The organism is Sphingopyxis sp. (assembly GCF_035998965.1).
GTDB lineage: Bacteria > Pseudomonadota > Alphaproteobacteria > Sphingomonadales > Sphingomonadaceae > Sphingopyxis.
The window spans coordinates 1-21,920 of the sequence record NZ_DASYHE010000085.1; the positions used below are offsets into that span (position 1 = coordinate 1).

The 21,920-nt window shown below is 64.0% G+C and carries 25 protein-coding genes and 1 tRNA gene; 20 read left to right on the forward strand and 6 right to left on the reverse strand.

Features of this window, described 5'->3' with window-relative positions; all coding sequences use genetic code 11:
• The coding region (locus tag VGN68_RS14850; RefSeq protein ID WP_327477557.1) for a hypothetical protein at positions 1–607 on the forward strand (607 nt) is incomplete at its 5' end.
• 387 nt (positions 608–994) lie between these two features.
• Here VGN68_RS14850 and VGN68_RS14855 read toward each other — a convergent pair.
• A tRNA-Gln gene (locus tag VGN68_RS14855) sits at positions 995–1,068 on the reverse strand.
• A gap of 157 nt (positions 1,069–1,225) precedes the next feature.
• On the opposite strand from VGN68_RS14855, the gene VGN68_RS14860 reads away from it, so the two are divergent.
• Both VGN68_RS14860 and VGN68_RS14865 read left to right on the forward strand, forming a co-directional pair.
• Complete coding sequence (locus VGN68_RS14860) at positions 1,226–2,530, forward strand: FAD-dependent oxidoreductase (RefSeq protein WP_327477558.1); 1,305 nt, start codon at positions 1,226–1,228, stop codon at positions 2,528–2,530.
• A 22-nt stretch (positions 2,531–2,552) separates the two neighbouring features.
• Complete coding sequence (locus tag VGN68_RS14865) at positions 2,553–2,960, forward strand: DoxX family protein (RefSeq protein WP_327477559.1); 408 nt, start codon at positions 2,553–2,555, stop codon at positions 2,958–2,960.
• A 94-nt stretch (positions 2,961–3,054) separates the two neighbouring features.
• On the opposite strand, the gene VGN68_RS14870 is transcribed toward VGN68_RS14865, so the two are convergent.
• Positions 3,055–4,311: a dipeptidase gene (locus VGN68_RS14870; RefSeq protein ID WP_327477560.1), complete on the reverse strand. Its 1,257-nt coding sequence runs from the start codon at positions 4,309–4,311 to the stop codon at positions 3,055–3,057.
• A gap of 219 nt (positions 4,312–4,530) precedes the next feature.
• Here VGN68_RS14870 and VGN68_RS14875 point away from each other — a divergent pair, with 219 nt between their 5' ends.
• Entirely contained in the window at positions 4,531–5,706 is a 1,176-nt protein-coding gene (locus VGN68_RS14875) for an acyl-CoA dehydrogenase family protein (protein ID WP_327477561.1), read from the forward strand.
• Here the strand turns inward: VGN68_RS14875 and VGN68_RS14880 are convergent.
• Complete coding sequence (locus VGN68_RS14880; RefSeq protein ID WP_327477562.1) at positions 5,703–6,029, reverse strand: metalloregulator ArsR/SmtB family transcription factor; 327 nt, start codon at positions 6,027–6,029, stop codon at positions 5,703–5,705. The genes VGN68_RS14875 and VGN68_RS14880 overlap by 4 nt on opposite strands.
• An 88-nt stretch (positions 6,030–6,117) precedes the next feature.
• Between VGN68_RS14880 and VGN68_RS14885 the strand changes: the two genes are divergently transcribed.
• From VGN68_RS14885 to VGN68_RS14895, 3 genes are read left to right on the forward strand one after another with little or no spacing between them, the layout of a single operon-like run.
• Complete coding sequence (locus tag VGN68_RS14885; protein WP_327477563.1) at positions 6,118–7,077, forward strand: acyl-CoA desaturase; 960 nt, start codon at positions 6,118–6,120, stop codon at positions 7,075–7,077.
• Positions 7,058–8,263 (forward strand): M20 family metallopeptidase, encoded by a 1,206-nt coding sequence (locus VGN68_RS14890; RefSeq protein WP_327477564.1) that lies wholly within the window; start codon positions 7,058–7,060, stop codon positions 8,261–8,263. Before VGN68_RS14885 ends, VGN68_RS14890 begins: the two co-directional genes overlap by 20 nt.
• Entirely contained in the window at positions 8,260–8,505 is a 246-nt protein-coding gene (locus tag VGN68_RS14895) for a GlsB/YeaQ/YmgE family stress response membrane protein (protein WP_293699170.1), read from the forward strand. Before VGN68_RS14890 ends, VGN68_RS14895 begins: the two co-directional genes overlap by 4 nt.
• A 56-nt stretch (positions 8,506–8,561) precedes the next feature.
• Here the strand turns inward: VGN68_RS14895 and VGN68_RS14900 are convergent, their stop codons facing one another.
• The 3 genes from VGN68_RS14900 to VGN68_RS14910 all read right to left on the reverse strand — a co-directional run bounded on the left by VGN68_RS14900 (position 8,562) and on the right by VGN68_RS14910 (position 11,616).
• The gene (locus VGN68_RS14900) at positions 8,562–8,945 is read right to left on the reverse strand and encodes a GxxExxY protein (RefSeq protein WP_327477565.1); all 384 of its coding nucleotides are present in this window, start codon (positions 8,943–8,945) and stop codon (positions 8,562–8,564) included.
• Positions 8,946–9,006: 61 nt separating this feature from the next.
• Positions 9,007–10,593: an L-aspartate oxidase gene (gene nadB, locus VGN68_RS14905; RefSeq protein ID WP_327477567.1), complete on the reverse strand. Its 1,587-nt coding sequence runs from the start codon at positions 10,591–10,593 to the stop codon at positions 9,007–9,009.
• 99 nt (positions 10,594–10,692) lie between these two features.
• Entirely contained in the window at positions 10,693–11,616 is a 924-nt protein-coding gene (locus tag VGN68_RS14910; protein WP_327477569.1) for an ABC transporter ATP-binding protein, read from the reverse strand.
• 112 nt (positions 11,617–11,728) lie between these two features.
• On the opposite strand from VGN68_RS14910, the gene VGN68_RS14915 reads away from it, so the two are divergent.
• The 13 genes from VGN68_RS14915 to VGN68_RS14975 all read left to right on the forward strand — a co-directional run bounded on the left by VGN68_RS14915 (position 11,729) and on the right by VGN68_RS14975 (position 21,571).
• A complete protein-coding gene (locus VGN68_RS14915; RefSeq protein ID WP_327477571.1) occupies positions 11,729–12,289 on the forward strand; it encodes a DUF4402 domain-containing protein in 561 nt (186 codons plus the stop codon).
• Positions 12,290–12,431: 142 nt separating this feature from the next.
• Positions 12,432–12,629 (forward strand): zinc-finger domain-containing protein, encoded by a 198-nt coding sequence (locus VGN68_RS14920; RefSeq protein ID WP_327477573.1) that lies wholly within the window; start codon positions 12,432–12,434, stop codon positions 12,627–12,629.
• A gap of 129 nt (positions 12,630–12,758) precedes the next feature.
• Complete coding sequence (locus VGN68_RS14925) at positions 12,759–13,277, forward strand: DUF4402 domain-containing protein (protein ID WP_327477575.1); 519 nt, start codon at positions 12,759–12,761, stop codon at positions 13,275–13,277.
• A gap of 39 nt (positions 13,278–13,316) precedes the next feature.
• A complete protein-coding gene (tldD, locus tag VGN68_RS14930; protein WP_327477577.1) occupies positions 13,317–14,759 on the forward strand; it encodes a metalloprotease TldD in 1,443 nt (480 codons plus the stop codon).
• A 24-nt stretch (positions 14,760–14,783) separates the two neighbouring features.
• The gene (locus tag VGN68_RS14935; protein ID WP_327477579.1) at positions 14,784–15,212 is read left to right on the forward strand and encodes a type II toxin-antitoxin system PemK/MazF family toxin; all 429 of its coding nucleotides are present in this window, start codon (positions 14,784–14,786) and stop codon (positions 15,210–15,212) included.
• 287 nt (positions 15,213–15,499) lie between these two features.
• Entirely contained in the window at positions 15,500–16,729 is a 1,230-nt protein-coding gene (locus VGN68_RS14940; protein WP_327477581.1) for a hypothetical protein, read from the forward strand.
• Between the two features lie 80 nt (positions 16,730–16,809).
• Entirely contained in the window at positions 16,810–17,214 is a 405-nt protein-coding gene (locus tag VGN68_RS14945) for a hypothetical protein (protein WP_327477583.1), read from the forward strand.
• 122 nt (positions 17,215–17,336) lie between these two features.
• On the forward strand, positions 17,337–17,903 hold the full coding sequence (locus VGN68_RS14950) for a DUF924 family protein (protein ID WP_327477585.1): 567 nt from the start codon (positions 17,337–17,339) through the stop codon (positions 17,901–17,903).
• Positions 17,904–17,937: 34 nt separating this feature from the next.
• On the forward strand, positions 17,938–18,504 hold the full coding sequence (locus VGN68_RS14955; protein WP_327477587.1) for a pyridoxamine 5'-phosphate oxidase family protein: 567 nt from the start codon (positions 17,938–17,940) through the stop codon (positions 18,502–18,504).
• Positions 18,504–18,749: a DUF2007 domain-containing protein gene (locus tag VGN68_RS14960; RefSeq protein ID WP_120217409.1), complete on the forward strand. Its 246-nt coding sequence runs from the start codon at positions 18,504–18,506 to the stop codon at positions 18,747–18,749. Before VGN68_RS14955 ends, VGN68_RS14960 begins: the two co-directional genes overlap by 1 nt.
• Before the next feature lie 4 nt (positions 18,750–18,753).
• A complete protein-coding gene (locus VGN68_RS14965) occupies positions 18,754–19,449 on the forward strand; it encodes an endonuclease/exonuclease/phosphatase family protein (RefSeq protein WP_327477592.1) in 696 nt (231 codons plus the stop codon).
• Positions 19,450–19,850: 401 nt separating this feature from the next.
• Positions 19,851–20,189 carry a P-II family nitrogen regulator gene (locus tag VGN68_RS14970; protein WP_003043080.1) on the forward strand — a complete coding sequence of 113 codons (339 nt, stop codon included), beginning with the start codon at positions 19,851–19,853 and terminating at the stop codon, positions 20,187–20,189.
• A gap of 17 nt (positions 20,190–20,206) precedes the next feature.
• Positions 20,207–21,571, forward strand: a complete 1,365-nt coding sequence (locus tag VGN68_RS14975; RefSeq protein WP_327477594.1) for an ammonium transporter — start codon at positions 20,207–20,209, stop codon at positions 21,569–21,571.
• The last annotated feature ends 349 nt before the right edge of the window (positions 21,572–21,920 follow it).

Below are 21,920 nucleotides of genomic sequence, written 5' to 3' on the forward strand. Positions count from 1 at the left end.
TGAACTGATGCTCAGGGTGATGACCGCGATAAAATCGATGTGGTGCGGCGAAGAGCGTCAGCACGACATTTTTGGCGGGAACATGATGTTCTGGCGTTTCTATCAGTGCTGGCTCGCCAGCATCGGAATGGTCGGGAAATCGAACGAGAGGAATTTTTTCGACGGGGGACTGACATCTTTGGGCAGGTCGGTCCTCATGATGCTGCAGGCCACGCGCGAGCCGGAATTCGAGCGTTTGCCAATGTCGGCGGTTGTCGCCGCGGTAAGTGCGAGCAAGGGACTGGACGCCGAGGCGCGAGAGCGGGCGCTGGTCACCTTTGAGCAGCAGGTTGGGTTTCGTCGCCATCTGTTCGCGCGCGAAGATCTGGGAAGTCGATACCTGGTGACGTTGACCGGACTTAAGGTTGGCGCGCGGATGCCGACGCGCAATATCGCGTGGTCGCAGTCCTTCGCCGATGCAAAATCGCGTGATGACCTCTTCGCCTGGCTCGCCGAGCGGGTGCACCGTTGGGATGATTGGGGTGAGATCGCCTACCGAAAGGGCGCGTCTGCGCTGACAAGCCGTTTGTTGTCGGTCATCGTCGGCGCGGGCGGTCTTCCTCGATGACCGCGCGTCGCAGGGAAGATGTGCTTCGGAAAATGTTGATTCGATCAATGCTCGACCCGGCGACCGAAGACAGGCAACTGCAAATAAGACCTAACGAATTCTGTCCATTCTGAAAATTGCCGAGTTCTTCGTCGGCTAATCGGCCGTGGCGCGAAAGCGCTGCGGCCGATTTTTTATCGCATAAGCGACGAGGGTCGTGTCCAACAGTTTGGTTAGAGCGGTCCTCCGCGACTAACTCAGCTAGAAAATGCACGCATTGGGAAGCCTTCAACGACGTGAAGAACGTATGAGCTCGGCATTATGGGCGAGGTCCAACCTGGGCCAAACGCAAATGATCGCTAATTAGCTTGGAGATGAGCATACAATTAGCTTGTAGCGTCAAAGGATTGGATGCCCCGCGAGGATTCGAACCTCGATAGGCGGTATCAGAAACCGCAGTCTTACCATTAGACGACAGGGCAATCGTGAGGCGGGCGCAATATGATTGCGGGGGCGCGCTGTCAAGGCCGCTCTGCCTGCCCGCACAAGGTCGCTTGCCCTGCCACATTTCGCCGCTAGCATCATGCAACAACAAACAAGGGGCCGCGCGCCCGCGCGGACACCCGGAGGAGTGGGTTGATGCGTCATGTCGCGATCGTCGGGTCCGGCCCCGCGGGCTATTACACCGCCGAAACACTTCAGAAAGCCGAGGATATTGCGGTCGATGTCATCGACCGGCTGCCCGTCCCCTATGGCCTGATCCGCACCGGGGTGGCGCCCGATCATCAGTCGATCAAGGCGGTCTCGCGGCGTTATGAGGGGACGGCGCTGGCCGACAATGTCCGCTTTGTCGGCCATGTGTCGGTCGGCAGCGACGTGACGATCGACGAGCTGGTCGAACTCTATGACGCGGTGGTGCTGGCGACCGGGGCGCCGAACGACCGGCCGCTGGACATTCCCGGCGCCGACCTGCCCGGGGTGATCGGCAGCGCCGCCTTTGTCGGCTGGTACAATGGTCATCCCGATTTCGCCGACCTAAATCCGCCGCTGGGCGCCGCCGGGGTCGCGGTCATTGGCAATGGCAATGTCGCGCTGGACGTCGCACGCATCCTGGCCAAGACTCCGCAAGAATTCGCGGGCAGCGACATCGTCGCGCACGCGCGCGCGCAGCTGGCGGAAAGCGCGGTGCGCCATATCCACATCCTTGGCCGCCGCGGCCCGCACCAGATTGCGATGACGCCCAAGGAGCTGGGCGAGCTGGGCCATCTGGAGCGCGCCAGCCCGCGCGTCGACCCCGCCGACCTGCCCCCCGAGGGCGACGATGCGCTGCTCGAACCCGGAATGCGCAAGTCGGTGACGCATTTGCGCAGCTTTGCCGCCAACCCGGTCGCCAAGCCGGTGACGATCGATTTCGACTTTTTTGCGATGCCCGTCGCGATCGAGGGCGCCAAAGACAATGGGGGCCATGCCGCGCGGATCATCGTCGAGCGCACGACGCTCGATGCCGAGCTGCGCAGCCATGGCACCGGCGAAACCTATGCGATCGATGCAGGGCTGGTGATCAGCTGCATCGGCTATCAGACGCCGCCGATCCCCGGCGTTCCCTATGAGCATGGCCGCGGGCGGTTCGCGAATGACGACGGGCGGATCCTGCCCGGGCTGTACTGCGTCGGCTGGGCGCGGCGCGGGCCATCGGGGACGATCGGCACCAACAAGCCCGACGGCGCGCGGATCGCCGAGATGGTGCTGGAGGACGTCGGGCGCGGCGCGAACAAGGCCGGGCGGCCGGGGCTCGACGCGCTGCTGGCGAGCCGCGGGGTGGCGCCGGTGACCTTCGCCGACTGGCGGCGGATCGAGGCGGCCGAGGTCGCCGCGGCGCTCGACGGCCATCCGCGCGAGAAGTTTGTCAGCGTCGAGGCGATGCTGGAAGCCATCGGGCGGTGACGCCCGCAGACGGCAAAGCGCGTTGAAGGACGGCATCAGGAGCGCGCTTCGCTGGGTTCTGGCGCTGGCCTATGGCTATGCGGGCTACCTCCACCTCGTGCGCCCCGCCCCGTTCCTCGCAATCACTCCGCCGTGGGTGCCGCAGCCCGAGCTGGTGATTGCCGCCACCGGCATCGCCGAGATTTTGGGTGCGGTCGGGCTGATGATTCCGCGGGTGCGCAAGGCCGCGGGGTGGGGGCTGGCGCTTTATGCCCTTTGCGTATGGCCCGCAAATGTCCACCACGCGCTCGCCAATGTCGCGATCGGCGGCGAGACATTGAGCTGGTGGTACCATGGCCCGCGGCTGGCGTTGCAGCCGGTGATCATCTGGTGGGCGCTGTGGGCGAGTGGGGCGGTCAAGTGGTCGTTTGGCGCGAAAAACCCGAAATAGCGGCCGCATCCCCGCGAAGGCGGGGATCCATCTCCGGAAGGCGCAAAATCGCACGGTCAGGTGATGGGCTCCTGCCTTCGCAGGAGCGCAGGCTTTACTTCACCACCGGCGTCTCGACCGGCGGCTGGCCCTTCTGGCGCGCCGCATAAGCTTCGTTCGCCTTCAGCACCCGCAGCATGTTGCCGCTGGCAATTTTCTCCAGCTCGGCCTGCGTATAGCCGCGCCGTGCCAGTTCGGTGAACAACGCCGGATAGCCAGTGACATCCTCCAGCCCGACGGGGACGGCGTCCATCCCGTCATAATCGCCGCCCAGCCCGACATGATCGACGCCGATCGTCTTTTTGATATGGTCGATATGATCGGCGACCAGGCCCAACGGCGTCGACGGCGCCGGGTTGGCGGCGTCCCACGCCTTCAGTGCGGCGGCAGCGCCCGCTGGATTGCCGAGATACAGCGCATCGAGCCGCGCCCGTTCCGCCGTCCGCTTCAGCCCATGTTCGCGCAGATTGGGATCGACGAAGGCGGCGTAGAAGACGACCATGACGATGCCGCCGTTTGCCTTGACCGCGGGGAGCACCGAATCGGGCACGTTGCGCGGATGGTCGTTGACCGCGCGCACCCCCGAATGGCTGAACATCACCGGCGCCTTGGTCGCCTCCAGCGCGTCCTGCATCGTCGCTTCGCTGACGTGACTCAAATCGACGATCATGCCGAGGCGGTTCATTTCCTGCACCACCTGGCGCCCGAAATCGGTCAGCCCGTCATGTTTCGGGGCGTCGGTCGCGCTGTCGGCCCAGGGGACATTCTTGCCATGGGTCAGCGTCATGTAGCGAACCCCCATGCCGAACATTTCGCGCAGCACGGCGAGCGAGGAACCGATCGACTGGCCACCCTCGATGCCGAGCATCCCGGCGATCTTGCCCGCCTTCATCTGGCTTTGGAGTTCGGTTGAATTGTAAGCCAGCGACAGGTCGGCGGGGTAGCGCGCGATCAGCCGCTTCGCGACGTCGATCTGTTCAATGGTTTGCTGCACCGCCAGCTGCTCGTTGGTGTTCGACGGGACATAGACGGACCAGAATTGCCCGCCGACGCGCCCCTTGCGCAGCCGCTGGATGTCGGTGTGCATCACCGTTCCGTCGGGCTTGGGCTTGGTGGTGTCGCGAAAGTCGAAGTTGTTGATGACATTGCCGACCTGCCCGCGAAGTTCCCACGGCACGTCATTATGTCCGTCGAACACCGGCGCGCGCTGGAGCGCGGCTTCGGCAACCGCCTCGGGCGACTTCTGCGCCGCGGCGGGGGTGGTGATGAGGGCGAGAGCGGCAAGGCCGGCGAGCAGGATGGGCTTGTTCATGGAGCGCGACCCTAACCGCTTGTTCGCGCAGCGCAAGCATGTGGCCGCGAGGTCGCGCCATATTGTCTCACGCAAAGGCGCAAAGGCGCGAAGAAGAAGGAAGGACTGAGGCTACCTTCTTCTTCGCGCCTTCGCGCCTTTGCGTGAGACGTTCTTTCAGCTTTGCCGCGCCCGAAACCCGGCTTGACGTTTACGTCAACCACGCGCAGCATCCTTCGCATGACAGCTTTCGACGACTGGCGCGCGCGTTCGCCTTATTATGACGAGACCCATGAAGCGCTGGCGCAGAGCGTGCGCCGCTTTGTCAGCCGCGAGATCGCGCCGCATATCGACCGCTGGGAGGCCGAGGGCGAATTGCCGCGCGAGTTGCATAAGAAGGCCGCCGAGGCAGGGATCCTAGGGCTGCGCTATCCCGAACAATATGGCGGGCACAGCGAAGGCTTCGACAATTTCCACGGGCTGGTGCTGACCGAGGAACTCGCCGCGGTCGGCGCGGGTGGGCTGGGGGCGTCGCTGATGACGCATGGAATCGGGCTGCCGCCAATCCTCGCGCTGGGGTCCGAGGAGCTGAAACAGCGCGTCGCGCCGCCGGTGCTCAGCGGCGACAAGATCATCGCGCTCGGCATCACCGAGGCCGGCGGCGGCAGCGATGTCGCGAACCTCAAAACCACCGCGGTCAGAGACGGCGATCACTACGTCGTTAACGGCGGCAAGATGTTCATCACGTCGGGGATGCGCGCCGACTGGCTGACCTGCGCGGTGCGCACCGGCGGGCCGGGCGCGGCGGGCATCTCGCTGCTGCTGATCGACATGGACAGCCCCGGCGTCGAACGCACAAGGCTCGACAAGATGGGCTGGCGGTGCAGCGATACCGCCGCCATCCACTTCAGCGACGTGCGCGTCCCGGCAGAAAACCTGATCGGCCCCGAAAACGGCGGCTTCATCGGCATCATGCGCAATTTCAACAGCGAGCGGCTCGGCATGGCGATGGGCTGCTGCGCCTATGCGCGCGTCGCGATGGCCGAGGCGGCGGAGTGGGCGCAGAACCGCGAAACCTTCGGCAAGCCGCTCGTCGGCCACCAGTCGATCCGCATCAAACTCGCCGACATGGAGCGCCAGATCGAGGCGACGCAGGCGTGGGTCGACCTGTGCGCCTGGCAGGTGAAAAACGGCAAGGACCGCCCCGCCGACTTCGCGATGCTGAAGGTACAGGCAACGCGGATGCTGGAGGCCGTCGCACGCGAGGCGGCGCAGGTGCTGGGCGGCGCGTCGTACATCACAGGCAGCAAGGTCGAGCGCATCTACCGCGAGGTGCGCGTCAACGCGATCGGTGGGGGAAGCGAGGAAATCATGCTCGACCTGGCGGGACGGCAGTTGTTCGGGGGGAAGCGTTAGGACTCGCCGCTTTGATCGCGCTGCTTGTCCGCCAGAGCGCGCGATTCGCCCTTTAATGGGCGCGATACCGGACATACCTCCTGCACATAGCCGTTGAGCACATTCGTCAGCGCGTCGGGCAGGAGGCGGTAGAAAACGAACTGACCACGCTTTTCACTGACGATCAGCCCGGCGTTCTCCAGTACCGAAAGATGTTGCGACACCGCGGGTTTGCTCATCTCGAAACGCGCCGCAATATCGCCCGCGCTCAGTTCCGCGTGCGACAGATAGGCGAGAATCTTGCGCCGCGGCGTCGATGCCAATGCCTGAAAAACCCGTTCCATCCTTTCAAAATGGCCATCGCCACTCTGCTTGACAAGTAGCAATTTATTTAAGTAATTACTTATATTCTTTTGAGCAAGGAGTCGGGCGATGCGGAAAAATGAGGATCCCCATGCGGTTAACTTCCTGATCGACGAGCCCGGCCCCGACCCCCGTACCGGCCGGGTCCGCGCCGACGCGCCCAGCATCATTTGGAACGGCGGCATGGCCGTGGTCGCGCTGGTCGCCGGGCCATTATTCGTCACACCGTCGGCGATCGCGGTTTTCATCGTCACCACCGGCGCCGCGTTGCTGCTCGGGCACAGCATCGGCTATCACCGCATGATGATCCACCGCAGCTTTGCCGCGCCGCGTTGGCTGGCCCGCACGCTGGTCTGGTTCGGCGCCTTCGTCGGCATGGCTGGGCCTTTTGGGATCATCCGCGCCCACGACACGCGCGACTGGGCGCAGCGGCAGGCAGACTGCCACCCGTTCCTTGCGCACAAGACACATATCCTGCGCGACGCATGGTGGCAGATATATTGCCGCCTCGACCTCGACAATCCGCCGCGCTTCGAGTTCGACGAACTCGACCGCGACCCCTTCTATCGGTGGCTCGAAGCGACATGGCGTTGGCAACAACTGCCAGTCGCGGTCGTCCTGTTCGCGATCGGCGGCTGGGGCTGGGTCGTATGGGGCGTCGCCGCGCGCGTGGCGGTGGCAAACCACGGCCATTGGCTCGTCGGCCATCTCGCGCACAATCGGGGGCCACAGAGCTGGACCATCGACGCGCATGGGGTGCAGGCGTTCGACGTCCCGTGGGCGGCAATCCCGACGATGGGCGAAGCATGGCACAATAATCACCACGCCTATCCCGGCTCGGCGCGTATTGGTTTGCACCCCGGGCAAAGTGATTGGGGTTATGCCGTCATCCGGTTTTGTGAGCGGCTTGGATTGATGTGGGACGTTCAGACACCCGATACGCTCGGAAGGCGCCCCGGTCTTTCCGAGGTGGCTCGACATGAGGCGGGCTTGGCGGCACACTCGCCGCATGGACACATCCCTACATAGCTGGCCCGCCGAGGCCGAAACGCTCCTCGACAACCTGGTCGATCTCCGCCGCGCGATCCACCGCGAACCAGAGCTGGGATTGCAGAACCCCAAGACGCTAGCGAAGATCAAGGACGCGCTCGCCGGCTTGCCGCTTGAGTTTCGCGAGGGGCCGTCGACGACGGGGTTGGTCGCGATCCTGCGCGGGCCTGCGAATGGGCGCACCGTGCTGCTGCGCGGCGACATGGATGCGCTGCCGCTGATCGAGGACACCGGGCTCGACTTCACCTCCGAAACCACCGGCGCGATGCATGCGTGCGGGCATGATACGCATGTCGCGATGCTCGTCGGCGCGGCGAAGCTGCTGTGCGCGGCGCGCGATCGCCTGTCCGGCACCGTGATGTTCATGTTCCAGCCGGGCGAAGAGGGGCATCATGGCGCGCGCTTCATGCTCGACGACGGGATCATCGATCCGCTGCCCGACGCCGCCTTTGCGCTGCATATCATGCCCAACGCGCCGCACGGGATTTTCGCATCGCGCGCCGGACCGCTGCTCGCTTCATCCGACGTCCTGTCGATCACCGTCAAGGGCGCGGGCGGCCATGCGTCGATGCCGCACGATGCCGTCGATCCGATCCCGGTCGCCTGCGCGATCGTCACCGCGATCCAGACGATGGTGACGCGGCGCGTCTCCGTGTTCGATCCGGCGGTCGTGACGATCGCGAAAATCAGCGCCGGGACGACGAACAATATCATCCCCGAAACCGCCGAGCTGCTAGGCACGATCCGCACGCTGTCGCCCGAGCGCCGCGCGATGGTGGCGCGCGAGCTGAAACGCCTCGCCCCCGCAATCGCCGAGGCGCATGGCTGCACCGCCGAGGTCCAGATCGACGAGGGTTTCCCCGTCACCATCTGCGACAGCCGCGCTGTCGCGTTCGGCCAGTCGGTCGTCGAAGCGACCTTTGGCGAGGCGGCGTGGCTGACGATGGACCATCCGGTGATGGGCGCCGAGGATTTCTCCTATGTGCTCGAAAAAGTTCCCGGCGCGATGTTCTGGCTGGGCGCGAGCGCCGAGGGAAGCGACTGGCGCGCCTGCTGCGGATTGCACTCGAACCGCATGGTGCTCGACGAAAAGGTGATGGCACGCGGCGCGGCGCTGCACGCGGCGCTGGCCGAACGGTTTTTGAACGAAGGATTCAACGCATGATCAACATCATCGGCGCGATCATCTCGGGCCTGATCATCGGCGCGCTGGCGCGCTTCTTCTATCCCGGCGCGGTGCAGATGGGGTGGATCGCGACGATCCTGCTCGGCATCGGCGGGTCATTGCTCGCTGGCCTCGCAACGTCGCGCGGCCGCGGAGACTTTCACCGTGCGGGCTGCCTGGCGTCGGTGATCGGGGCGATTGTGTTGATATTGGTTGGTCGGCTGCTCGGCATCGGCGGATAAAAGAAAGAAATTATCTCACGCAAAGGCGCGAAGGCGCAAAGAAAGAAGGCGCCAAGTCAGCTTTGATGGTTGTTGACGATGCGTTTGACGCCTTCCTTAAAGGTTTCGCCGCCAAAGTTGATCAGCAACCCCAATGGCATATCTAGCAGGCGAAGGTATGTCAGGACTTGCTTGCCATGGAGCGGTGACAACCGCTCCACGGATTTCAGTTCGACCAACAGCACGCCCTCAATCAGCAAGTCCGCTCGAAATCCCTCCGGCAACTCAATCCCATCATAACGAATGGGAATCGGAACCTGCCGCTTCACATTCAGTCCGCGCCGCACCAACTGATCGGCCATGATGGCTTCATAAACCGACTCGAGCAGGCCCGGTCCCAAATTCTTGTGTAGATGAAATCCGCAATCGACGGTGACGCGGGCGATTTCTTCGATATCCACCCCGACGCATCCCCTTCTTTGCGCCTTCGCGCCTTTGCGTGAGATTTTTTTTGCGCCATCCTCACGGCACCAACACCGTATCCACCGCCTCCGCCAGCATCTCCGGATAATCGAGCGTGTAGTGCAGCCCGCGGCTTTCCTTGCGGTGGAGGGCGCTTTTCACGATCAGGTCGGCGCATTGCAGCAGGTTGCGCAGTTCGATCAGGTCGGTGGTGACGCGGAAGTGGCCGTAATAATCCTCGACCTCGTCGGTCAACAGGCGGATGCGGTGCTGGGCGCGCTCCAGCCTTTTGGTCGTGCGCACAATGCCGACATAATTCCACATGAAGCGGCGGATTTCGGTCCAGTTCTGCTTGATGATCACCTCTTCGTCAGAATCGGTGACACGGCTTTCGTCCCACGGGCGGATCGCGGGGGGCGGTTCGAGCTGGTCCCAGCGCGCGATGATGTCCTTCGCCGCCGCCTCGCCGAACACGAAACATTCGAGCAGGCTGTTCGACGCGAGGCGGTTGGCGCCGTGGAGGCCGCTTTCGGTGCATTCGCCCGCGGCATACAGCCCCGGCAGGTCGGTGCGCCCGGCGAGGTCGATCAAGATGCCGCCGCAGGTATAATGCTGCGCCGGGACGACCGGGATCGGCTGCTTCGTCATGTCGATGCCGAGCGTCAGCAGCTTTTCATAGATGTTCGGAAAATGCCCCGCGACAAAATCGGGGTCGAGGTGACTGATGTCGAGATGGACATAGTCGAGCCCCGAGCGCTTGATCTGGTCGTCGTTGGCGCGCGCCACGACGTCGCGCGGCGCGAGTTCGGCGCGCGCGTCGTAATCGGGCATATAGCGGTGGCCGGTCTCGGGATGCTTCAAAATGCCGCCCTCGCCGCGCACTGCCTCGGTAATCAGGAAATTCTTGACGTCGAGGTTGAACAGGCAGGTCGGGTGGAACTGCATCATTTCCATGTTCGACACGCGGCAACCCGCGCGCCAGGCCATCGCGATGCCGTCGCCGGTCGCGCCTCTGGGGGCCGTCGAGAATTGATAGACGCGCCCCGCGCCGCCGCTCGCCAGGATCGTCGCGCGGCCAACATGCGCGTGGACCTTCCCCGTTTTTTCATCGAGCGCATAGACGCCCCACACGCGGCCCGATCCCGAATAACGTTCCTCGTGCCGTCCGGTGATCAGGTCGACGCACGCTTGCCCGGGCAGCAGCGTGATGTTCGGATGCGCCGCGGCGGTCTTGAGCAGCGCCGCCTGCACCGCCCAGCCCGTCGCGTCGTCGACATGGACGATGCGGCGGTGCGAATGCCCGCCCTCGCGCGTCAGGTGCAGCGCCTCGGCATCCTTGTTGAACGGGACACCCATTTCGACGAGGCGTTCAATCGAGGCGGGCGCATTTTCGACGACGAACTCGACCGTCTCGCGCCGATTGAGCCCGCCGCCCGCGACCATCGTGTCGTCGATATGATTTTCGAACGTGTCGCCCGCGTCTAGCACCGCAGCGATCCCGCCCTGCGCCCAGGCGGTCGACCCGCCGGTCAGCTCGCCCTTGGCGAGCACGAGCACCTTGCAATGGTCGGCGAGCGCAATGGCGGCGGTGAGACCGGCAGCGCCCGAGCCGATGATGATGACGTCGTGATTTGTTGCGCCTGTCACTATAATTCCGTTCGTGTCGAGCGAAGTCGAGACACCCCGCGTTTCAGCACTGATCCGATGGGCATCTCGACTTCGCTCGATGCGAACGGAACGAAATGACTATCCATTCGCGGCGCGCGTCAGATTCAGGAACACATCCTCAAGATCGGCCTCGCGGGTCGATACATCGACAATGCCGTGGCCCATCGCATTCACCGCGGCGAGCACTTCGCCCGCGTTCATGCGGTCTTTATTGTAACTTATCGCGAGCCCGTGCGTCCCTTCGCGCTCGATCTTTTCGAAGGCCGGGTGGGTCGGCAGGTCGGTGATGTCGGCATCGAGCGTCACCACGACGATCTTCTCACGCGCCATATCGACCAGCTCGCGCGTCGGCTTGTTCGCGATCAGTCTGCCATGGTTGATGATCGCGATCCGGTCGCACAGCTCCTCCGCCTCTTCGAGATAATGCGTCGTTAGCACCACGGTGACCCCGCGATCGTTGAGCGACTGGACATAGGACCAGAGCTGCTGGCGCAGCTCGATATCGACCCCGGCGGTCGGCTCGTCGAGGACGATGATCGGCGGCGAATGAACCATTGCCTTGGCCACCAGCAGGCGGCGCTTCATCCCGCCCGACAGCGTGCGGGCATAGGCGTCGCGCTTGTCCGACAGATGCACCGCGGCGAGCAGATCGTCCGAAATCCGCTTCGCCTTCGGCACGCCATACAGCCCGGCCTGATTCTCCAGCGTCTCATAGGGCGTGAAAAACGGGTCGAAGACGATTTCCTGCGGCACGATGCCGATCGAGTATTTGGCGTTGCGGGGGTCGGCGTCGATGTCGAAGCCCCAGATGCTCGCCGACCCGGCGGTCTTGTTGACCAGCCCCGCCAGGATGTTGATCAGCGTCGATTTGCCCGCGCCATTCGGCCCGAGCAGTCCGAAAATCTGACCGCGCGGGACATCAAAGCTGACATTGTCGAGCGCCTGCTTGCCGCCGGCATAGGTTTTGGAGACGGCGTCGATGCGGATGGCGGCTTCGGTCATGGCGGTTGCCATAGCCGCGCGCCTGCGCGTGTAAAAGCCCTCATCGCCGCGCCGCCTTTTGCCCAGCGCCGCGTTAACGCTATGTTGGAAATTCCCCGCTAGCACCGGGGATGTGAGGACCAGACACACCCAAAACCCGCAGTTCGCGCTGCGCGGCATCGCCGCCTGCGCGCTGATGATGGCCCCGGCCGTCGCGGCGCCGGCCCATGCCCAGCAAACGGCGCAAGCGCAGAGCGAGGCCATCGTGCTGCGCCCGCTCTCTTTCTTCAAGGTCAATGACCTGAGTTTCGGCGACATCATCCCGTCGAATGCGGCGGGCACGGTGACGCTGGAACCCGATGGTTCGCGCAGTCGCACCGGCGGCGTCACGCTGGCGGGCAATGGCGGCGAGCCCGCGCGCTTCGCGGGACTCGGCAGTTTCAATCGCGAGGTCAATATCTCGCTCGGATCGAACACGATCTGGCTCAACGGGCCAGGGGTGCGGATGCGCGCGCGGACGTTTGAAATCGGCAGCACCCCGACCGCGATCCTGTCGACATCGCCGACGCGCTTTCGAATTACCTCACCGCTCGGCAACTATAATTTCCCGGTCGGCGCCACGCTGGAAGTTGGCGCCAACCAGGCGCCCGGCGATTACAGCGGCACCTTCACGGTGACACTCAACTATCTTTAGACCTTCTGTGGGGGAAGGAGCGGCACCGGATGACCACCTGTATTCGTCAGAATGCTGGCCGGTGCCGCATGACCCCACCCACTCAACCAGCAGCGCAGACCCCGATTGCTCCCGCCCCGCGCGCTTGCTATGGGCGCGGTCGATGACCCAGCCCGCGCCCGAAACCATCCGCACCCCGAAAACCCGCATCGCCTGTGACGGCACCGGCGACGGCCTTGCCGACGCCGCACTCGGCCACCCGCGCGTGTGGCTGGAAATCGACCCCGACGCAGGGTTCGCCGATTGCGGCTATTGCGACCGGCGTTTCATTCTGATCGGCGGCGTCGCCGATCACCCCTGATCTTTGGTCAGACGTAAACAGCCTCTTTACCACGCCCATGCATCAACCACTCACGTCCCGCTGGCATAGATGTGCCAGACAGGAGCAGAATCTGTGGGGATTCGAGGGACCAGACATCGTCGGGACGCGTTGGGCGCCCTGACCATCGCCGTCGGGACGGCGAGCGCGGCGCTATGCGCGCCAGCCTATGCTGTCGACACCAATGTCACCGCCAATGCCGCAGTGGTCCGGCCCAATTCGCTGATCAAGACCGACGATCTCGATTTTGGTACTATGGTCAGTGGCCCGACGGGTGGCACCGTCACCGTCAACGCCGTCACCGGTGCGCGGACTGCCACGGGGGGCGTCACGCCGGTCGGCACCGCTTCGCAGCGCGCGATTTTCCAGGGCACCGGCGGCATCCTGCTGATCACCGTATCGGGCAGCACGTCGGTGACGCTGGCGCGCATCGGGGGCGGTGCGCCCAGCATGACCGCGAGCCTGGTCCGCGCCGCCAGCACGAGTGGTGGCGGGATTGCGCTGCTTGGCGGCACGCTGCTGCCCAGCGGGGTCCAGACCTATTATATCGGCGGCACGCTCACCGTTCCTGCCAACCAAGCGCCCGGCGATTACAGCGGCACCTTCACGCTCACTGTCAATTATCTCTGACCGCTGGCGTCGCGGGACGCGCGTGCCTATATCGGCAACATGACCAGTCCCACCGACCCCCGCCGCTTCCTCTATCGCGCCGACGCGCTTGACCCCGATCTGGCGCAGGCGCTTGCGCGCGAAGCCTTGGCGAAGGCCGACGACGGCGAGCTCTACCTGCAATATCGCGCGACCGAGAGCTTCGGTTTCGACGACGGACGATTGAAGACCGCGGACTATTCGACCGACGCCGGTTTCGGCTTGCGCGCGGTGTCGGGCGAGATGACGGGCTTTGCCCATGCCAGCGAAATCAGCGCCGGGGCGATTCGCCGCGCTGCCGAAACGCTCGCGCTGCTCGATCCCGCCAGCCAGCCGCACGCCGCGCCGCCGCCGCGCACCAACCGCCACCTGTATGACGAAGCGAACCCGCTCGACCTGATCCCCTTCGCGAAGAAGGTCGCGCTGTGCCAGGAAATCGATGCCACGGCGCGGGCGCGCGACCCGCGCATCGCGCAGGTGTCGGTGAGCCTTGCGGGCAGCTGGTCGGTGGTCGAGATCGTCCGCGCCGACGGGTTCCTCGCCACCGACATTCGTCCGCTCGTCCGCCTCAACGTCTCGATCGTCGTCGAAGAGAATGGCCGCCGCGAGACCGGCGTGTTCGGGCTCGGCGGGCGGTACATGTACGACCATCTGTTCGAACCCGCACAGTGGAACCGTGCGATCGACGAGGCGCTGGCGCAGGCGCTCGTTAACCTCCGCGCGGTCGACGCGCCCGCGGGCGAGTTCACCGTCCTGCTCGGCCCCGGCTGGCCCGGGGTGCTGCTGCATGAAGCGGTCGGGCACGGGCTTGAGGGCGATTTCAACCGCAAGGGCACCAGCGCCTTCTCGGGCCGCATCGGCCAGCGCGTCGCCGCGCCTGGTGTGACGGTGGTCGACGACGGCGCGATGGACAGCCCGGTCGGCGGCGGCCGTCGCGGCTCGCTCAGCATCGACGACGAAGGTACCCCGACTGGCGAGACGGTGCTGATCGAGGACGGCATCCTGAAAGGCTATATGCAGGACCGCCTCAACGCCCGCCTGATGGGCGTCGAACCAACGGGCAACGGGCGCCGCGAAAGTTTCGCCCACGCGCCGATGCCGCGAATGACCAACACCTTCATGAAAGGCGGGAGCGACGATCCAGCCGAGCTGTTGTCACGCGTCAAGAATGGCATTTTCGCGAAAAGCTTTGGCGGCGGGCAGGTCGACATCGTGTCGGGCAAATTCGTGTTCAGCTGCACCGAGGCGTACAAGATCGAGAATGGCAAGCTGGGCGATTCGATCAAGGGCGCCACGCTGATCGGCGACGGGCCGAGCGTGCTGACCAAGGTCATGGGCATCGGCAACGACATGGCGATCGACGAAGGCATCGGCATCTGCGGCAAAGGCGGCCAGAGCGTCCCCGCGGGCGTTGGCCAGCCGACGTTGCTGGTCAGCGGGTTGACGGTAGGCGGGACGGCCTAGCCTAAAGCCGCCGGAGCGACGTCGATGGCGCTGATGTATTATCCGAAGCAGGGCGAAATCCTGCTGTGCAATTACAACACGGGTTTCGTTGCGCCAGAGATGACAAAGATGCGGCCGGTTGTCGTGGTTTCGCCGCGTCTGCGTCGTCGCGCAGATTTGGTCACCGTCGTACCGCTGAGCACCACGGCACCTCAGAATGTCGAGCCGTATCATTGTGCAATCGAACTCATGAACGCATTGCCCCCTCCTTTCGATAGCCCAAATATGTGGGCCAAATGCGATATGATTTCGACAATTGCCCATAGCCGACTCGACCGTTTTAAATCTGGCCGTAAAGCTGTTGGCGGGAAACGAACTTTTGTATCCGGTATGTTGAATCCCGATCAAATTAGGATGGTAAGAAGCGCAGTTTTGTGCGGATTGGGGTTCGATTCATTGACAATTCACCTTTAAGGTGGCATATTGTCATTGTTCCCGCTCTGCTTTTGCATCGGGCTAGGAGACTGTCTCCTTCACCAGAGACAGCGGGCTTCACAATGGCGATACCAAGCTCGTGAAGCTGTCGTGTGGTCGGAAAGGCTCTACCGCAAGGTGGAGCCTTTCGCGTTTGTAAATTTGGCAGACATCCTGTGACGCACCTCACTTGGCGCGCCGCTTTCCCGCGCCTATAGTCCTCCCAACAGAAAAGAAATCGGGCCGCATTATCCGCCGGGTCGTCCCCGGCAAAAGGGAGGATAGTCATGCGTTCGAGTCTGCGTTTCATCTCCGTCGCCGCCATCGCCGCGATGCTTGCCGCCGTGCCGGGTTCGGCCCAAAAAACCACCGGTCCTGTCGAACGATATGAAATGGACGTCGCGACCGCGTCGGGCTTTGCCGCGATGGCGGCGGGCGGGCGCGGAGTCGGCAATATGATGGGGATGATGTTCGGCGGCGGCCCCGACGGCAAGGTCGCGCACACGCTGGAACTGCGGCTGGGGTCGAACCAGGCGCCGACCGCGCCGCCGGTGAAGGCCGATCATTTCTTCCTGCCGCAGGCGAAGCTCGGCAAATCAGTGCCGCTGCTCGGCCCGGAACCCGGCAAGCCGCGCGAGCGCGAAGACGGCAATGAAATGCCCAAGGATTTCGAGCGTCCCAAAGGCCGCCTGCTCTTGTTCTGGGGCTGCGGCGCCAAGGCGGGGCCGGGGCAGCCGGTGATCATCGATTTCGCCAAGCTGGCGGCGGGGCAGATGCCGCCGAACCTGTACACCACCACGGTGCCGCGCATCCGCGAAGTGATGACGACGAACAGCAAATCCTATGCCGGGTGGCCGAACAGCAAATCGTCGAAGCAGCCGGCGTCGGGATCCTCGCTGCTCGGCGCCCACCGGATCGCGGGCAATGTCGGCCCCGAAATCAATTTCACCCTCGCGCAGGATTATATGCCGGGCCTCAACGCCTCGACCACGATGCAGGGCGACGGGTCGGTAATGATCCGGTGGAACCAGCTGGTCCCGGCAACCGGCTATGTCGCCTGGGCGTTCGGCGGCATGGACCGCGGCGGCGGGAACGGCGACATGGTGTGGTGGACGAGCAGCAACGCACGCGAATTCGGCGGCGGGCTGTGGGACTGGCTGCCGCCCGCGACCGTTGCGGGCCTGGTGGCGAAAAAGGTCGTGATGCCGCCCGCACAGACGAGCTGCGCAATTCCGGCCGAGGTCAAAAAGGCGTCCGGCGAGATGATGTTCGGCAACCTCAACGCCTTTGGTCCCGAGGCCAATTTCTCCTATCCGCCGAAACCCGCGGGCAATGCGGTGTGGAACATCGACTGGACTGCGAAGGTCCGTTTCCGTTCGCACACCAGCCTGCTGATCGGCGCCGATTTCGGCGGCATGGGCGGATCGGGCACCGCGGTCGGCACCCCCGAAGCGCCAGCGAAAAAGAAGAAATGCAAAGGCCCGCTGGGTATTCCGCTGCCCGACGGGGCGTGCTGACCGGCGGCGGTCAGGCTCTGTTCACGCGCGCCGGTGCATGGCGGCGGCGGGTAGGGTATGTTGAAGACAGGAGTCGAACCATGCGTCTGCACATTCCAATGATTTTCGCCGCTGCGGCGCTGGCCGCCATCCCCGCGACCGCCAGCGCGCGCGAAAAGCTTGCGCCCGAAGAGCAGCTGGCGAAGCTGCTCGAAGGCCGCGTCGCGGGCGAGCCGCAAAATTGCATTCCGCTGTCGATGGCGCGCAGCAGCCAGGTGATCGACAAGACCGCCATCGTCTATCGCGTCGGCAGTACCCTGTGGGTCAACCGGCCCGAGGGCGGTGCCTCATCGCTCGACGATGACGACATTCTGTTGCTGAAAACATCGGGCAGCCAGCTGTGCAGCATCGACACGCTCCAACTGCTCGATCGCTCCAGCCGGATGTACAGCGGCTTTGTCTCGCTCGGCAAATTTGTGCCGTATCGGCGCGTGAAGGGCGAATAGCCGTTCCCCCATCATCGTCATCCCGGCGCAGGCCGGGATCTCACCGGCGCGTCCATGCGTTAGGCCAGGATCCCGGCCTGCGCCGGGATGACGAACGTTTCTGGCCGAGGATTTGACCGCGCGTGACGCAGCAAAACGACACCCCACCCACCGACTGGCCGCAGCAACTGCTGAGCTTCTGGTTCGACGCGCATGGCATGGACGACTGGTACGGCGGCGGCCCCGATTTCGACGCCGCGGTGCGTGATCTTGCCGAAAGCTGGCACGACGCACTGCGCTCGCAGCCTGCCGAAACCTTCCTCACCGACCCCGACACGGCGCTCGCCGCGGCGATCCTGTTCGATCAGGTGCCGCGCAATATCTATCGCGGCCACGCCGACGCCTTTGCCACCGATCCGCTCGCTCGCGCCATCGCGCGCGGGATCGCCGCCAAGGGTTGGGATCAGCACTGGCCCGATGAGCGGCGCCAGTTCGCCTATCTGCCGTTCGAGCATAGCGAGGATATCGCCGACCAGCGCGAATCGCTGCGGCTGATGAACCAGCTCGCCGATCCGCTGTTCCACGATTATGCGCAAAAGCATTTCGACATGATCGACCGCTTCGGTCGCTTTCCGCACCGCAACGCCGTGCTGGGCCGAACGACGCGTCCCGAAGAGGAAGCGGCGGTGGAGGAAGGCAAAAATTGGTGATAGGGCGGGCGCATATCATTCGCGGAGCGCAGCCATGGCCGACTTCACCGACACGCTGACCGACAAGCATATCGCCTTCATCGAAAAACAGCCGATCTATTTCACCGCCACCGCCGCCGTGGACGCGCGGATCAACCTGTCGCCGAAGGGCTATGCCGACAGTTTCCGCGTGTTGTCGGAAAATCGGGTCGCCTATCTCGACCTTGCCGGGTCGGGCAACGAAACCCACGCGCACCTAACCGCCGACGGGCGCATCACGATCATGTTCTGCGCCTTCGATCGCAGCGCATTGATCCTGCGCATCTATGGCCGCGGCCGCCCGGTGCTGCCGCAGGACGATGAATGGGACGCACTTGCGGCGCATTTCACCCTGCTGCCCGGCACCCGCCAGATTTTCGTGATCGACGTCGAGAGCGTCCAGACCAGCTGCGGCTGGGGGGTGCCGATGATGGAGCTGCAACACGAACGCGACACGCTGCAAAAATATCACCGCCAGGCCGACCGCGCTTTGTGGGTCGAAAAGACGCTGGGACGAACAAAGAGCATCGACGGGCTGCCGACGCGCCCGACCGACCGCTTCATCGAAGGCGAGTCCGCCTGATGCCGCTCGTCGAACTGGTCCGCATCCCGAACGGCGCCGAAGCCGAACTGCTGCGCGGGCGGATCGAAAGCGCCGGGGTCCACGCGGTGTGCTTCGATGCGGGAATGAACATCGCCGAGAGCGTCGGGCTGATGATCCCGGTGCGGATCATGGTACTCGACGAGGATCTGGACGAAGCGCGGGCGTTGCTGGCGGAATTTGAGGATCCGGGGAACGGCTTGGCGGCTGGAGCGCTAGACCGCTGATACCATGATCAAAGTTGCCAGTTACAATATGCGCAAGGGCATCGGGCTCGACCGCCGCCGCGATCCCGGACGGGTGCTGTCGGTGCTCGCCGAGCTCGACGCCGACATCGTCGCGCTGCAGGAAGCCGATCGCCGCTTCGGCACCCGCGCCAGCGCGATCCCGCCGCATATGTTCGACGAGCATAGCGATTATGTCCCCATCGGACTGAGCGGGCGCCCGCACAGCATCGGCTGGCACGGCAATGCGCTGCTGGTCCGCAAGGGGGCCGAGGTCGAGGAAAGCCATGCGCTGCACCTGCCGACGCTCGAACCGCGCGGCGCGGTGGCGGCGACGATCCGCATCGGCGACACAAGGTTGCGGGTGGTCGGCATGCACCTCGACATTTCGGGGCTGCGCCGCCGCCATCAGGCGCGCGCGATCCTGAACCATGTCGCGGACGGCGAAGAATTGCCGACGATCCTGATGGGCGACTGCAACGAATGGCGGAACCAGGGCGGCTGCCTGCACGATTTCGGCGAGCGCCATCGGCTGGTCGACACCGGCCACAGTTTTCACAGCCGCCGCCCGGTGGCAAAGCTCGACCGCATCTTTGCCTCGCCCGACCTCGAGGCGGTCGATGCCGGGGTGCACCGCAGCGCGCTGGCAGCGCGCGCGTCGGACCATTTGCCGATCTGGGCGCGATTCAAGGCGGTGGGGTAACCGCGACAGCTATTTTAGAGTGGGAACACCTTACATAGCTAATCCTCCCTGTGGCGAAGCCATGGGGAGGGGAACCGTTCGCGAAGCGAATGGTGGAGGGGCATTGCGACGGTAGCGTTATCGCCCCTCCGTCAGCGCTTCGCGCTGCCACCTCCCCATGACTTCGTCACAGGGAGGATCAATGGCCGAAACCGGCCATTCCCATCGTCGGATAAGCGCGATCGCCAGTGAACGGCTGTGCCCAAAATTTAGGCAATCGCCTGCCTCTTCTGCCCAGCAAACGACCGATTCTTTGCCATTGACCTCCCAAACCGTCACAAAATGTTAACTTTTCCAACCATCGCGCAATCTGGCACGGCTGTTGCAGCGCAGCATGATGCTATTGGGCAAAAGGGGGCATCATGAAATTGATCCTGGCAATCATCAAACCATTCAAGCTCGACGAGGTGCGTGAAGCACTCACCGGCTTGGGTATCGCCGGCATGACCGTGACCGAGGTCAAGGGGTTCGGCCGGCAAAAGGGGCAGACCGAAATCTATCGCGGCGCCGAATACGCAACCAACATGGTGCCGAAGGTGAAGATCGAACTCGTCTGCGACGACGCGCTTGCGCCGCGGGTTGTCGAAACGCTCCAGCAAAGCGCCGGCACCGGCTCGATCGGCGACGGCAAGATTTTCGTTCTCGACGTGGGTCAGGCCGTGCGCATCCGCACCGGCGAGACCGGCGAGGCGGCACTGTAATGACGAAGGGGGAAATTATGACGTTCGCAAATAAATTTGCGGCGGGCGCCGGGGCCGTGGGCCTGTCGCTGTTCGCCGCGCTGCCCGCCTGGGCGCAGGAAGCGGCGCCCGCCGTCGCCGAAGCCGCCGCGCCGACGCCCGACAAGGGCGACACCGCATGGATGATGACCGCAACCGTGCTGGTCATGGCGATGATCGTACCGGGCCTCGCGCTCTTCTATGGCGGCCTCGTCCGCACCAAGAATATGCTGTCGGTCCTGACGCAAATCATCGCCGTCGCCGCACTGGCGATGATCATGTGGGTGATGTTCGGTTACAGCCTCGCCTTTGGCGGCGATGCCAACCAGTTCATCTCGGCGGGCAAGCTTTTCCTCGCCGGGGTTACCGCCGATTCGACTGTCGCGACCTTTACCGATGGCGTCGTCATCCCCGAATTCGTCTTTATTGCGTTCCAGATGACCTTCTCGGCGATCACCGTCGCGCTGGTGCTTGGCGGGCTTGTCGAGCGGATGAAATTCTCGGCGGTGATGGTCTTTGCGATCGTCTGGCTGTCGATCGTCTATTACCCGATCGCGCATATGGTCTGGTATCTGGGTGGCACCGATGAAGCGACCGGCCTGATCTTCGGCTGGGGCGCGCTCGACTTTGCCGGCGGTACCGTGGTCCACATCAACGCGGGCGTTGCGGCACTCGTCGGCTGCCTGATCATCGGCAAGCGCAACGGCTATCAGAAAGATATCATGGCGCCGCACTCGCTGACCATGACCTTGATCGGTACCGGTCTGCTGTGGGTGGGCTGGTTCGGTTTCAACGCCGGGTCGGCGCTCGAAGCCAATGGGTCGGCCGGTCTCGCGCTGATCAACACCTTCACCGCCACCGCCGCCGGTATCCTGTTCTGGATGCTCACCGAGCGCGCGCTCGGCCACAAGGGGTCGCTGCTCGGTGCCTGTTCGGGGGCGATCGCCGGTCTGGTTGCGGTCACTCCGGCGGCGGGTAACTCGGGTCCGTTCGGCGCGATCCTGCTCGGCGCCGTTGCGGGTGTCGTCTGCTGCTGGGTCGTGATGAAGCTGAAGGCCAAGCTCGGCTTTGACGACTCGCTCGACGTGTTCGGCATCCATGGCGTCGGCGGCCTGATCGGTTCGATCCTGACCGCGGTCACGATGCTGCCCGCACTCGGCGGTCCGGCCGGCGACGATTATGTCCTCGGCAGCCAGCTGTGGATCCAGATCAAGTCGGTCGGCGTCGCCGTCCTCTGGTCCGCGGTCGGTTCGGCCATCGCCTTCTATATCGCCAAAGCCGTCACCGGCGGCCGCGTCTCGGCAGAGGTCGAACGCGAAGGCCTCGACCTCGGCGAGCATGGAGAACGTGCTTACAACTACTGACCCACGAGACAGGATACCCGTCGCCGCACGTCTCTCTCCTTTCAAAAGACGGCGGCGGGATCCTCACCAGGTTCCTCCTGCGAACCACTGGCCGGGACATCTGTCCCGGCCATTTTTTTGAGCGACAGAATCACCGCGCAAGACGTTTGGAGTTCAAAAGGAGGGGTCGGTTCGATGACGAAACGGCCCCTTTTTGCTGCACGCTGCACTGCACAATAAATAGGCAGGCTTGCCGCAAATTTAGGCCTTCCCAACATGACATTAATATGGCATTCATTGCGTCAACAGTTTCAGGAGGGGAGAGCCTGAAAGGCTGGGCCGGGACGCAAGTCCCGGCCCTCTTTTTTTG